The organism is Microbulbifer maximicatervae (SeqCode) (genome assembly GCF_052467615.1).
Genome location: NZ_CP174319.1, coordinates 1120090 through 1134732 on the forward strand (window position 1 = coordinate 1120090; position 14643 = coordinate 1134732).

Below are 14643 nucleotides of genomic sequence, written 5' to 3' on the forward strand. Positions count from 1 at the left end.
TTGAAAGTGCGCGAGAGCTTTTCTGGGATGTTTTCTCCTTTTTTTAGTTTTTTATTGCTGTACCTTCGTGCAAATTACACTTTTTTAGGATTTTTTTCTAATTGGAGGCGCGATTTTCTTGCTTGGCGCATTTTTTTTCTGTAGGTTTACGCGCTGAAAAATCGATCGCTTGATTGTCTGGGGGAGATGGTCAAGGGATGGTTGGTGTCTATTGCGCGAGCCTTTCCTGCCGGTTGGACCTGCTTTGGTCCCAGCCACTATATCTCCAACTTTATGTGCCCATAATCCAAGCTATCGCCAAAAGGATGTTTCCATTCCCATGAGCGGATGGACAATGGATTGTACGGGTACCCTTCGCGATGAAATCTGGTCGGCTCTCGATAATTGTGCGCGCGGTTATTAGCGCAGCTCTATCACTCGGATGTGTCTCTGTCAGCGCGGGGGAAATCGATAGCAACTTGGCGGGCGCTGATTTGCCCTCCCAGGAAGAGGTGGTTGATCGCCTGATCTCCGGCAAGCCGCTGGGGCTTGATGAGGTGCAGTGGACAGCTATCCGAGAGCAATCCCGTGCAGTCAAAATCCCGCAAAGCGCAGCCAGTAGGGAGTTCGGGAGAAGCCTGGAAAGCCTGCTGACGACGTTGCAGTTGCTGGATAGTTTCGACAAGCTTGCACCGGCAGAAAATCGCCAGTATCGAGAGTTGGAATCCCAATTCAATGCATTTGTCGCGTACCACCTAATTGTCGATGCGAAACTTCGCGAGACTATTGCTGACCCAGAACTGTCCCAGCAGGGTCGTGAGCGCGCACAAGCTACTCATGACGCCTATTGGGAGCGAGTGCAGCCGTTTGTCAGCCTGCTCGAAGAATTGTTTTCGTTTGACCCGGAAGAAGCGGGCTGGATAGACCATGCTGGTCATCTATACAGCCAGTTCCAGCTGGCCGGGATGATCGACGGTCTCCGTGAATTACAGGTTCCTCAATCCTATCCAGTGCTGCGGGATATGCTGTTGCCATATGAGCCGCTCGCGCCCGCCTCCATCGCCATCTCCTCTGCGCCCGCGATAGTTTCCAGTTACCAGGACCCGGCGGCTACGCAGATACCCTCTTCAGCAGATCTTTCGGCTTCGTCACAGGCGCCGCTAAGTGCGTCTGTTCTGGCCAAGGCCCGGGATCTCAACTACGACCCGGTGTCGATTTTCAATTTCGTGAAATCGACTGTGTCGCTCGAGTGGTACTACGGCTCAATGAAAGGAGCCGAGGAAACTCTGAGGCAAATGGCCGGTAACGACATAGATCAGGCCAGCTTGCTGGTTGCACTGCTGCGCGCTAGTTCTATCCCTTCCCGCTACGTGCGCGGAGTGGTAGAGATACCGGTCGAAACTGTAGAGAACTCTCTCGCGGTTTCCGGTGCCGAGCGGGCCCTCGAGCTGGTGCGTGCCGCAGGATACCCCGCGCAAGCGGTGATTCGTGGCGGGCAGCTGGAAGCCATCGCGGTGGAGTACACCTGGGTCGTGGCATTAGTGCCCTATGCCAATTACCGTGGTGCTGTGGTCGATACCAGTGGTCGTGCCTGGTTGCCGCTTTTCCCGGCGGCCTCCGAATTTGAGGTCAATGTCGGCGGAAATCCCATGGCTCGGGTAGCACTGGACCCGAGGCAAACCATTGAGCGTTACCTTTCCGAATATATTGAAGAAGTAAGCCCTATCACTGCATTTGTCAGTGAACTGGATGCAGGCCTCGCAGAGCAGGGGTCTTCACTGGATGAACTGTCGCCGCAGGCCCGACAGGTAGAAGAGGTTGCCAATTACCTGCCGAATAGTGAGCCCTATACGGTGCAGCGGATTTTCCTGGAAAGCGCGGAGATTCCTGCTGAACTCGTGCACAAGGTGACATTCCGACTTTATACCAATAACCGCAATACCAGCTCCGAAAGCCTGGTGGCGGAGTTGCCGGTATCGGCACTGTCCAACCGGGACGTCACACTTTCTTATATGGCGTCCACCATTGATGAGCAGAACCTGGTAAATCGTTACGGTGGGCTGGGTTCCGTGCCTGCCTACCTGGTCTCGCTGCGCCCACAGATCCAGGTCGATGGCATTATCACGGCCGTCGGCGAACAGCCGATTCCGATGGCGCAGGCGCACCGTATCCAGCTGGAAATTTCCGGCCCAGGTTACAGCGATACTATTGCCAAAACCGTTATTGCCGGTAATTACCATGCTGTTGGTGTAGTTGCCCAGGCCTCTATTGCCGAGAGCGAGGAAACTGAACGCACCGCAGCCAGTGTTCTGAGCCAGATAGCCCGACGCTATCTTGCAGCCTGGCACCAGAGTGAACGAGAGCTGTCCGGTGCCACTGGCGTGCGGCTGGTGCGTCCAGTGCCCGATGTGGTTTTCTCCTCCAATGCCGTCGTCGCCGAGGAGGTGCTGGGCAGGCCGCACCAGCTGTCATGGCAGGGCGTCAACCTGGATGCGAGCTATCGCAAGGTTGCTGTGGTACCGGTCTTCGATGATGCCATGTCTGCGAAGGATTTTATCAGTCTGTCCGCAGTGGATGGCTCCTACCTGGAGCACCGTGTTTACGAGCAAAACTTAGGGGTGGCTGCGGTTTCGGCCGACAAGGCGATCGCCTACGCGCACCAGCAAAACCAAACGGTATTGACCATCACCCCGGAGCAAGAGGCTCAGGTAGACTCCTTAAACATCGCTGAGGTCGTCAAGTCAGATATTCGCGGCTGGCTGGTGATGGGTTACCAGGTTACGGTCCCGGCTGAGGAAGTGCAGGTGGGCGAATGGCAGGGTGCCGCCTGGCAGGTGGAGAATACCTCGACCGGTGCCGCCGGTTACTTCCTCTCCGGCGGTATTGCCGGAGGTGCCAATGCCAGCACTACTTGGCCCAGTCTGTTGCAGGCAATTCTGCAATCCCCCTATCTGAGCGAGGTTAACCTCGACCCCAGTGCTGCCGCTATCATCGATATCTTGCCCGATACCAACTACCAGGAGGGCGCTGCCGGTGAGCTGTTAGAGCGCCCTCTGTCTGTAATGGTTCGTGACCTCTTCGGTCGCCGCATCGTCGGTGCTCCGGTGACTTTCGCTATAGATGACCTAAGCCTCGGCAGTTTCAACGGCGAGCGTGAAATTACCGTACAAACTTCCGCACAGGGGGTAGCCGAAGTAGATTTCACGCTGCCAGAGACGACTTTTGTTAATCCGCTTTTCGCGTACAGGGAGCAGGGACATAAGTACAATACCCAGGCCGGTATTGCGGTTGTTTCCGCGCGCGTCGATGTCAAAGATGTCTCGGGCAATATCTCTAATACATTGCGGGCACCGCAGCTGTTTCAGGCATTAGTCTGGCCAGGCGATCCGGTAGAGTTTGAGATGCTGTTAGACGAGAATGACTGGGTGGTGAAGTCCAACGCACGTATGGTCGATCTCAAAATCCAGGTTCAGGTGCGGGATGCCTTCGATAACCCGGTGTCTAACGAGTCGGTCGTAGCTACGGTTAAGTCTTCTGAAGCTTTTGACAGATATGGCGATCCTGCCCCAGAGTGGCTCCTGGCTCCAGCGCAGGTGGCTTACACTATCGGCAATACATGCGTGATCGATTATGTGGGAATGCCGAAGCTGGGAGAATGCGGGGCCGCTCAGAATTCTTCGGCAGTGACTACTGCGGAGGGTATTGCCGGGTTCGCGGTTTTTACTGGCGAATTAGACACCGAAGCTTGGGGTGGGACTGGACGGCCCACCCTCTTTACCTATGAATTCAGCTGGGCTGACAAGGGTGAGACTTTATATATCCGCTCGGCTCCGTGGGATTACGTCTGGCATAGTAATGGGGCTATGGTGCTGGCCGGGGATACTTACGAGACGCCTATGTATCTCGTCTCAGTAGAAAATACTCACTTAGTTGATGCTGAACGTTGGTATGTCACCAAAGCCATGCTGATCCATCAACAAAAAGATGACGGTCTCAATATTGTCTCAGAGAGCTCGCAGCCCATTTCCGTTACCGACCATTATAGTGAGTACGGTAACGAAGTATTCAGCTATACAGTCACCACTGCAGAAACACCTGGTAGCAATTCCGTGGTGTTTGACACGGACGCGGCCACCCCAGACGAGGAAGTGGTACAGTTCCACGGCTCCGATGTCATTGGTATTACCATAGACGAGATAGAGGCATTCACTGGCGGCCCTATTATGTTGGATTTGGGTGGTCGCGTAATCAATCCGGTCAGGATGGAAATCGCACACCATCCCGCCAGTATTAGCATCGAAGATGCGGCGCTGCTGATCTACAGGGACGGGAGCGTGGTCTACGATTTGCCGCTCACCCGCTCAGTAGGCGAAAACTCCTACACAACCCACAGCGGCGCGCTGCTCAGCAACCTCGAATTCGATGTGGATTCCCACTACGAAGCCCAGGTGGTTTTCAACCGCGGGCTCGGGTGGAATTACAAGCGCGTTTATGGCAATCGGCAACCGATCACTTTCGACCAGCAAATCCTCGAGCATCTCTCCGCATTTGAAGAGTCGGCCCCGGAGCCGCAAGTTGGAGTAATCTCAACCACTGTTACTGCCAGCACACTGGTCGACCTGAGTAATAGTTTTGTCTGCGAGTCGCCACTTAAGTTCAAGCTGGGTCTGTCCCAAGATGCGCAAGCATCCATCACCTTCACTGGCGAAAATGCGCCCATAGGTGCGGATGAAGTCCTGGACCCCAGCGATTTGAGTGCGGGTTACCACGAATTTACCTATACGGACCGGAGTCTCAGGCCCGGTACCTACGATTTTGAAGTGCGTCTGGTATCCAAAGCTACAGGAAGGGAAGAGGTTTATCCGGGCCAGGCAATTATCTCCCGTGAGTATTTGGATCAACTGCCGGTTGGCCATGCCATGGTGGAAGGAGTTGACCTCTTCGATGGCAAGCTGAATCTCTCCGCGACAGACGTGCAGCTACCCTGGAGCGGGCCAGACCTTTCCCTGCGCCGCTCCTATAGCAGCCGAAATACCAGTACTTCGAGCCTCGGAATGGGGTGGAATCACAACCTTGAGTCCTTTGTGCTGCATCGCGGTTGCGGTGTGGTCACTGTGCACGGTGGAGACGGTGGCGGGATCACTTTCTACCCGGATGGCAACGGGGGCTACGCACCTGGTCGCGGTTATCACGGCACACTGATCAGCTCCGTGGGTGGTTGGGATTTTTATAGTAAGGACGGCACCCAGTACCACTATACCCACCGCCTCGGTACCCAAAAGGCGATGCTGGACTATATACGCGGTACCAACGGTCGCCTGATCAAATTTGGTTATAGTGGTTCCAGTGAGCCGCAGCTGGATATCGTAGAAGATAGTTCTGGCCGCACCCTGCGCTTTGAATACCAGGTGGGTATCGCCGGCTGGGAGGTGCGCCACTTGTTGAAACGGGTCACGGCCCTGTCCGGTTCCGAAGAATTTTCCATCTATTACGAATACGACGGCCGAGGACGCTTGATAGAAAGCCGTTATGAGAAGGGTAGGGCCAGCCGCAGCCAGCGCTATCAGTACCAGGTGGATGAGAGCTTTCAGTTTAATGGTGTGTTGGACGATTTCTACCTGAGAAGTGCCATCTCCCAGGTTATCGATGAAAACGACAAGATCACCCATTATTCCCATGGGGTTCACGAATTTCCCGGGCCACCATTGCTGGGCGACCAGGCCATTGTTGTAGGCTCCGCCCCGGTACCCGCTACCTTGCAGATTACGCGTCCAGAGGGCGGTACCACCAGTTTTGAGTACCCCGGTCGCAATGAGCGCAATGGCGGTCTGTTGGAAACTGAAGTCACCGATGGTCGATACAACAAGACCACCTACACCCTGAACGACTACGGCGCTGCCACTAAGATTAAGGCGCCCAACGGTACCCGCGAAATCGAATGGGATTTACAGCAGGTAGTCATCGCCAACACCACCAATGAGCGCAACGTCACCACCGAATTTGCCTACGACGAAGACGGCAACCAGGTGGTGGAAAAGCTGGTGGGCAGGTTGCCGCTGATGACCCCCTATGTGAGCAAGGGGCAGTTCGGTCAAATCAAGAACCTGATGGCAGCGCGTATCGACCGCAACGATCACCGCACTGATTACCACTACGATGATCGGGGCAACCTGACCGGCGTCGACTACCCGGATGCTACCTCCGAGTACTTTACCTACGATGACCTGGGCAACCGCAAAACCTACCAGGACCGCCGCGGTAAACTATGGCGTTACAACCACGACGAGTGGGGCAATGTTATCTATACCCGTGACCCCCTCGGTGGCGTGGCTGAAGCCGCGTGGAATGCTCGCGGCCAGAAACTGTGGGAAACAGACGAGGAAGGCCGCCGGATTTCCTACACCTACAACGACCTTAACCAGCTGACAGACGTCATTCGCCCGCTCGATGATGACACCAGCTACACCTACGACCTGGTGGGCAACAAGAAGACCGAGACCGATGGTCGCGGGCACACCACTTATTGGGAGTACGACGGCGAAAACCGGGTAGTGGAGATTCGCAACCACTTGCAGGATTCGAAATCGCTGGATTACGACAAGGTAGGCAACCTGATATCGGAATCTGATTTTCGCGGCAATGTCACCACCTATGATTATGACGGTGCCAACCGCCAGACCTCGGTCAATATGCCAGAAAGCCGCGTGCTAAAACGAGAGTACGATGATGCCGGTAATATCACCCGCGAGTACTCCACCGAAGGGCGCACCACCAGCTACGGTTACGACGACTACAATCGCCGCAATAAGATTACCAATGCGCTGGAGCAGGTGACGGATCTGGAGCTGGACGAGGAGGGCAATGTCCTCTCTCTCACCAACGCGCGCACCCACACTACCACTTACGAATATGACGGGCTGAATCGCAAGCGCTTCGAGCGCCAACCGCTGGGCCGCACCCTGGAGTGGCGCTACGATGAGAACGGCAACCTGATCTATGAAATCGACGGTAACGGACAGGCTACCCGCTACACCTACGATGACCTGAACCGGGTACAGCGGAAGATCGACCGCGAGGGTAATATCACCCTCTACGATTACGACAAGGTCGGCAACCGCACCCTGGAGCTGAATGCGCGGCAGTTCTCCATCGTGCGGGAATACGACGATCGCAATCGCCTGGAGCGACTCAAGGACGCCGAGGACTATGTAACCGATTATCGATATGACGAAGTCGGCAACCTCACCCAGGAAATTCTGGCCAATGGCAATACCCTGGTTTCGGAGTTTGACGAGCTGAATCGCCTCACATCAAAATCCGACGATATCGGCCACTTGGTGCGCGAGAACCGTTACGACGCCGATGGCAACCTTGCCTACAGTGAAGACGCCAACGGCAATGTCACCACTTACGACTACAACGCCTTTAACCAGCTGACCTTTGAATACCAGCCGCTGGGGCGGACATTAGAGAAGCGCTACGATACCCACGGCAACCTCACCTATGAGATCGACGCCGAGGACCAGGACATCACCGAGCACCGCTACGATGTGCTCAACCGCCTGGAAAAAACCATCGATCCGCTGCTGAAGGAGCGCTCACTCACCTACGACGAAGTCGGCAATAAAAAGACCGTTACTGACTGGAATCTCAATACCACCACCTGGGAATACGACGCCCTCAACCGCGTTATCTCGGAAGAGGACCCACTCGAACAGTTTATCTACTACGACGAGTACGACCTCAACAATAACCTGCTGGTAACGCGCGACAAGCGCAATATCGAGACCCGCTACCAGTACGACGCCGAAGACCGCCAGACCCAGGTTACCCGCGCTGGACTCCAGATACTGCGCACGGAATACGACGAGGTTGGCAACACCCTGATTGAGGAGGATGCCGAGGGCAACAAAACCGCCTGGGAGTACGACGGCCGCAATCTGGTACTGGTGGAAAGTGGTGAGCTGGCCGCGATTAACCGCTACCACTATGACGCAATGGGCAACCGCGATTACCGGCGCGACCCGGAGGGGCGGGAAACCACCTGGCTGTACGACAAGCGCAACCGTCTCGACAACGTCACCAACGGCGAGCAGGAGACCACCCGCTATAGCTACGACCTGAACGGCAATCGCACCAGTGTGGAGAAGTCCAAGGGCAATAGCACCACCTATGTCTACGATGCCCTGAACCGCTTGGACGAGATCCACGACTATCTCGGCGGTATCACCGATTTCGTTTACGACCGGGACAACAACCTGGTCGAGCAAATCGACGCCGAGCTGAACAGCACCAGCTACGAGTACGACGCCCTCAATCGCCGCACAGCCATCGAGTATGCCGATACCAACCGCGTCGAGTACACCGAGTACGATGGCAATGGCAACCTCAAAGCCATGACCGACGCCAATGGTGTGAGCGTCAGCTACCAGTACGACGAACTCAATCGCGAGACGGAGCGCAACTATGCCCGCCCGCTGATTTCCAGCAGTGCTGATATCCAACAGGTGGTGAGTGCCTACGATGCCAACAACAACCTGCTCAGCACCACCGAGCGCTACTTCGACGGCCTGCACGGGGATGTGGTCACCCGCTACACCTACGACGACTTCGACCGCCAGCTTACCAAGACCGACAGCTTCGGCCGCACCCTGGGCTATGCCTACGACAACAACGGCAACCGCACCCGACTGACGGACCCGGACAACAAGCACACCCTCTACGTCTTCGACTCGCTCAACCGCCTCTACCAGGCCCAGGCCGAGGGTGGCACCACCACTTATACCTACGACCGCTCCAGCCTGGTTGAGCAGGTCAGCTATCCCAACAATACCGAGACCCGCTACACCTACGACAATGCCGGGCGCACTGAGACCATCGAGCACACCCAGAACGGCGGCCTGGTCTCCCGCTTTGCCTACGAATACGACGATAACGGCAACCGCACAGAACAGCGCGAAACCAACGGCAACGGCGAGGAAATCACCACCTACGACTACGACGACCTCGACCGCCTGGAAAGTGTCACCTACCCGGATGTGCCCGCCGGCAGCGGCCACACCGTGAGCTACAGCTACGACAGCGTCTACAACCGCGTCTCTGAAATCGCCGTCAACAGCACTAGTAGCCAGACGGAAAAAGACCTGACCTACAGCTACAACGAGCGCAACCAGCTAACGGATATCACCGACAACCTGGATGCCGCCAACAACGTCAAATACGGTTTCGATGGCAACGGCAACCAGGTCTCCAAGACTAAAGCCGGAGAGACCAGCGATTTTATTTTTGATGCCCGCGACGACCTGCGCCAGGTCATGATCGGCGGCTCCACTGTGGGCCAGTTCCTGTACGACGTCGGCGGCCTTCGCATAGAAAAAGAAGGCGAGCGCGGCACCGAGCGCTACACCTACGACGGCCTGTCCGTGCTGACCCAATCGGACGCCAACAACCTCACCCTGGCCAAATACAACTACGGCCCCAATAAATTACTCAGTCTGACCCATATCACCGAGGGCACCCAGTTCTACCTGTTCGACGCACTGGGCAGCGTCAGCAACCTCACCAGCGCCAACGGCACCCTGCAAGCGCGCTACCAGTACGACGCCTGGGGCAATAAGCGCAGCGAGAGCGGCAGCTCCTGGAACCGCTTTGGCTTTACCGGGCATGAAGAAGATAAAGAAACCGGGCTGATTTATGCCAAGGCGCGTTTCTATGATCCGGATACGGGGAGATTCCTGAGTCAGGATGCTTGGGAGGGTGACAATACCATTGCGCCTAGTTTGCATAAGTATCTTTATGCTTATGGGAATCCGACGGTTTATGTAGATCCGGATGGTAATTCACCGGAAGTAATTGCATTAGATTCTGCGGAAGCGATTGCGGCTCGTCGAGCCGAAACTACTGCGCTTCAGAGAGCTGCTACTAAGCAGCTTGTAAGGCGAGCAAGCGGAGTTGCTGCATTTCCGACTGGCCAGGAAATGATTGAATCGCATGATGCGAGATACAGCCTGATGAATCAGGCTTTCAATAATGCGAAAGAAAATATTGGAACGGTAGCCGCTTATTATCTTAAGTTGCAGATATGGCAGCTACAGTTATTTGCTGGTTCCTCTGACGATCAATACTCCGTGGTAGCGGAAAGTGAGCTGAGCCCAGGCACTTATGAGAATCCGGCGGTGGAATCCTTGCCGTCAATTCCGGGATCTGAGCAAGAAACCGATGTAGGTCCGAGGAACACTGAGTTCCCTGCTTGGGTTTACGAGTTGGCTGGTTCTTCTGGTTATGGGGAAGGCGAAAGTGTTGAGCAAGGCTGGATAGAGGGTTATCCAGATCAGTCTGGAATCTCGCACTCGATAAATTACTTGAAGGAATCTGTTAAGCCTGAAAAAGGTACTGCAGAAGGCGATGAGTGGCGCTTCCAGCGCTATAAAGAGCAAGGCGGAACTCTAGAATACAGTGATTGGTTTACTAGAAGCCGCGGCGGCCGGGCTGGTGGTGCTGGGCACCAAGAAGTTCAACAGAAGTTAAAGGAACGAGGTTTTCAGACAGAGGTGCCGTTTGGTAACCGAGCGGCAGATGCGGCTGGTGAGGGTGAAATTCACCAAGTAGGTGGTTTAAATCTTCGTGGTGACCCTATCAAAAGAGAGAGAGAAGCGATTGAAGATATAATCAAGTCTCGCGATTATGCGGGCGAAGATATCTATTTTTGGGATAAAAATAACCCTGATTCACCACCAATTAAGAACCCTCAGAATTTGGAAAATTGGAATGGTGAGAAATAACTTGAGGAGTGGATGATGCCTAAGCAGATTGGAATAGCTCAGTCTATGGTTGATGAGGAAGCGTTCATTGATCGGTTTAATCGGCTAGGTGATTTCATGTGTCTTCCCCGAATGATGGAGGAGGAATTTGTTGAGCCGTGTGTTTTGGGTGGGTGTCAAGATCAGCAACAGGTTATTTTTTTAAAGAAATTTTTTCCAGTGGTAATGAGTAATATTAAAAAGGTGGAGGGCAAGGAACTATTCCATGTGCTCCCTCGGGAAGGTTTGTGTATCGAATGGATAAGAACAAGTTGGAATTCGATTGATAATTGTGTTCCAGGAAGACTGTTTTATGATGAGGATGGTTCGTCAGGACCTGATTCCACCAAACAGTTATCGAAAACATTCAATCAAATACGGATGTGGATTGAAAAAGATGCGCCGTTTCGAACTGATGCGCGCTTTTCGGTATATGTCGGGTCTGACTTATCGAAAAAGTTAGAGAGTAAAAAGGCAAGAGTTCTTTACCGCGGGGGGGGAGATTTAGAGTTGGTAAATAACGAGAAATGGAACAACAAAAAGGACACCCATAAATAGAACAAACAAAAAAACAAAAAAGGACACCCATAAATTGTCCTTTGCTTTGTGAGCGGGCTGATAAGAAGTCCAATCAAGGTTCGAGAAGATAGATTTTTTTGAAGATAGGTGTTGGTGGCAGATAAAGCTTCGAGTTGCATTGCCGACACAATAGGAAACCTCGCAGCTAGCCTGCAGAGGTGTTTTTTAACAACAGGTAAAAGTCAGGATGGAGCGGTGGGTGATGCGTTTGGGGAAAGGTAATGGGCGCAATCACGAATGCCCTGCGCCCAGCGCTTGCCAAGCCGTTCACAGGCCCGGCGAACCGATGTCTCGGTACCAACCAGGCTGCGGAATCGACTTTCAAAATTGCGGGTCAGGTACTGCCACTGGCGCGAGTCTATTTGTAGACGCTGCAGGATCGGAGGCTGGCAGCTTGCGATTGCGCCGCGTTTGTCACTTCGCAATAGTCGTCCGCTCCAATCCAGCAGCTCTAAATAGTCCCGTAGGGCAAACGGTAATCCATCAGGCATAGATGCCCGGGGATTACCGGCGAAGGGAAAGAGCGCAGGAGGCTGCAGGCCCTCCCGAGCGGCGCGGATACGTTGCTGTATCGAGGTGTGATCGGAGGCTTCAGGTGTTTCCGCTATTGCGGCGCGGACCGGGTTCAAGTCTACATAAGCCAGACAGGCAGCCAGTGCACACTCATCCAGAAGTGCTTGGGACTTGAACCGGCCCTCCCAGAAACGTCCGGTACAGCGATCTTCTCGGTTAGCTTCGCGGGCGATGGATTCATTGAGAATGCGCATGAACCAACTGATATCGGTCAGTCGGGCGCGCCAAGTTTCCACCAACTTCGATAGGAGTTCGAACTCCACAGGGTGTAGGCGCTCACCGCGTTCGAAACGACGTGAGAGCAGAGAGCCCTTGAAGAGTTGATGCCAGAGCCGGATTACCTCATCCATTGACCAGGCAGCAGACTTGTCCTGGTTGATATGCAGTACCAGGTGATAGTGATTGCTCATGACAGCGTAGCCACAAACGTCCAGCGCAAAGACGTTGGACATTGTCACAACAAAAAAGGACACCCATAAATTGTCCTTTGCCTTGTGAGTGGTTGATAAGAAGTCCAATCAAGGTTCGAGAAGATAGATTTTTTTGAAGATAGGTGTTGGTGGCAGATAAAGCCTCGAATTGAATTGCCGGCACAATAGGAAACCTCGCAGCCAGCCTGCAGAGGTGTTTTTTAACAACAGGTAAAAGTCAGGATGGAGCGGCGGGTAATGCGCTTGGGGAAAGGTAATGGACGCAATCACGAATGCCCTGCGCCCAGCGCTTGCCAAGCCGTTTGCAGGCCCGGCGAACTGATGTCTCGGAAGAACAAAAAAGGACACCCATAAATTGTCCTTTGCTTTGTGAGCGGGCTGATAAGAAGTCCAATCAAGGTTCGAGAAGATAGATTTTTTTGAAGATAGGTGTTGGTGGCAGATAAAGCTTCGAGTTGCATTGCCGACACAATAGGAAACCTCGCAGCTAGCCTGCAGAGGTGTTTTTTAACAACAGGTAAAAGTCAGGATGGAGCGGTGGGTGATGCGTTTGGGGAAAGGTAATGGGCGCAATCACGAATGCCCTGCGCCCAGCGCTTGCCAAGCCGTTCACAGGCCCGGCGAACCGATGTCTCGGTACCAACCAGGCTGCGGAATCGACTTTCAAAATTGCGGGTCAGGTACTGCCACTGGCGCGAGTCTATTTGTAGACGCTGCAGGATCGGAGGCTGGCAGCTTGCGATTGCGCCGCGTTTGTCACTTCGCAATAGTCGTCCGCTCCAATCCAGCAGCTCTAAATAGTCCCGTAGGGCAAACGGTAATCCATCAGGCATAGATGCCCGGGGATTACCGGCGAAGGGAAAGAGCGCAGGAGGCTGCAGGCCCTCCCGAGCGGCGCGGATACGTTGCTGTATCGAGGTGTGATCGGAGGCTTCAGGTGTTTCCGCTATTGCGGCGCGGACCGGGTTCAAGTCTACATAAGCCAGACAGGCAGCCAGTGCACACTCATCCAGAAGTGCTTGGGACTTGAACCGGCCCTCCCAGAAACGTCCGGTACAGCGATCTTCTCGGTTAGCTTCGCGGGCGATGGATTCATTGAGAATGCGCATGAACCAACTGATATCGGTCAGTCGGGCGCGCCAAGTTTCCACCAACTTCGATAGGAGTTCGAACTCCACAGGGTGTAGGCGCTCACCGCGTTCGAAACGACGTGAGAGCAGAGAGCCCTTGAAGAGTTGATGCCAGAGCCGGATTACCTCATCCATTGACCAGGCAGCAGACTTGTCCTGGTTGATATGCAGTACCAGGTGATAGTGATTGCTCATGACAGCGTAGCCACAAACGTCCAGCGCAAAGACGTTGGACATTGTCAGGATGCGATCCTCAATCCACTGACGGCGATGTTCAAAACACTGCCCTGTGTTGGAATCCCGCCCACACAGGAAAGCCCGCCGCACACAGCGCGAGACACAGTGGTAATAGGGTGTGGTATCCGGCGACACCAGTGCCCGGCGAGGAAGAGTCATACCTGTTGCTCCGTACAGGTGGATGCATGAACAGTATTTTATAGGCTTGCGGGCATTGCAATTAATTGGCGCGTATTAGCCTGAGTTTAATGGGTGTCCCTTTTTGGCCGATACCTGTTGCTCCGTACAGGTGGATGCATGAACAGTATTTTATAGGCTTGCGGGCATTGCAATTAATTGGCGCGTATTAGCCTGAGTTTAATGGGTGTCCCTTTTTGGCCCCTCCCTTTTTGGCCCTATAACGTTTTAATCCTGACTTACACCTGTTTTGACCGAATTGCCGGATTGGTCCGGCCGATATTGACAATTTGAAGACCGCTTATTTTTCTGGAATGGACTGATGAAAAAAATACTACCGGGTATTGCACTCTTGTTTTGCGCTTCTGTGCTGGCGGAAGAAGGCCAGTCGCTGCAGGGCATCAAGGTGATTACCACTGCGGTGGCGGACAAGAAGGCGGTGATCAAGCTGCCACAGGAGAAAGTTCGCCTGGTTGCTCCGGGGGACACCCTGGTGGATGACCGCTACACCGTGCGGCAAATCCTCGGTAACCGCTTGGTGCTGCAGGAGCGCGGTAGCGCTGACAAGGCGGGAGACCTCTTGTGGATCTATGTGGCGAAGGATAGCGAAGAGTCACGCATACAGCGGCTGTCCTCAAAGCCATCGGCTACGGCCCTGGTGCCGGGTTTGACCGAGAGTTTGGTGGGCGAAGGCAGCCCTACGGACAAGCCGTAACCGGCCCAAATTTACTCCTCTGA

At 54.2% G+C, this 14643-nt stretch carries 5 protein-coding genes; 3 read left to right on the forward strand and 2 right to left on the reverse strand.

Going from position 1 to position 14643, the window contains the following annotated elements; all coding sequences use genetic code 11:
- Positions 1–359: 359 nt before the first annotated feature.
- Together ACJJIM_RS05205 and ACJJIM_RS05210 are read left to right on the forward strand one after the other, a co-directional pair.
- A complete protein-coding gene (locus ACJJIM_RS05205) occupies positions 360–10760 on the forward strand; it encodes an RHS repeat-associated core domain-containing protein (RefSeq protein WP_444912594.1) in 10401 nt (3466 codons plus the stop codon).
- 15 nt (positions 10761–10775) lie between these two features.
- The gene (locus tag ACJJIM_RS05210; protein WP_444912595.1) at positions 10776–11336 is read left to right on the forward strand and encodes a hypothetical protein; all 561 of its coding nucleotides are present in this window, start codon (positions 10776–10778) and stop codon (positions 11334–11336) included.
- 203 nt (positions 11337–11539) lie between these two features.
- Here ACJJIM_RS05210 and ACJJIM_RS05215 read toward each other — a convergent pair whose 3' ends face one another.
- Together ACJJIM_RS05215 and ACJJIM_RS05220 are read right to left on the reverse strand one after the other, a co-directional pair.
- On the reverse strand, positions 11540–12403 hold the full coding sequence (locus ACJJIM_RS05215; RefSeq protein ID WP_444912596.1) for a transposase: 864 nt from the start codon (positions 12401–12403) through the stop codon (positions 11540–11542).
- 482 nt (positions 12404–12885) lie between these two features.
- On the reverse strand, positions 12886–13887 hold the full coding sequence (locus ACJJIM_RS05220) for a transposase (RefSeq protein ID WP_444912597.1): 1002 nt from the start codon (positions 13885–13887) through the stop codon (positions 12886–12888).
- A gap of 340 nt (positions 13888–14227) precedes the next feature.
- On the opposite strand from ACJJIM_RS05220, the gene ACJJIM_RS05225 reads away from it, so the two are divergent.
- Complete coding sequence (locus ACJJIM_RS05225) at positions 14228–14620, forward strand: hypothetical protein (protein WP_413665081.1); 393 nt, start codon at positions 14228–14230, stop codon at positions 14618–14620.
- Positions 14621–14643: the final 23 nt, after the last annotated feature.

What these genes read in the sequence shown, in the direction of transcription:
- ACJJIM_RS05205 (WP_444912594.1), top strand. Translation starts at nt 360, where the DNA reads ATGAAATCTGGTCGGCTCTCGATAATTGTGCGCGCGGTTATTAGCGCA.
- ACJJIM_RS05210 (WP_444912595.1), top strand. Translation starts at nt 10,776, where the DNA reads ATGCCTAAGCAGATTGGAATAGCTCAGTCTATGGTTGATGAGGAAGCG.
- ACJJIM_RS05220 (WP_444912597.1), bottom strand. Translation starts at nt 13,887, where the DNA reads ATGACTCTTCCTCGCCGGGCACTGGTGTCGCCGGATACCACACCCTAT.
- ACJJIM_RS05225 (WP_413665081.1), top strand. Translation starts at nt 14,228, where the DNA reads ATGAAAAAAATACTACCGGGTATTGCACTCTTGTTTTGCGCTTCTGTG.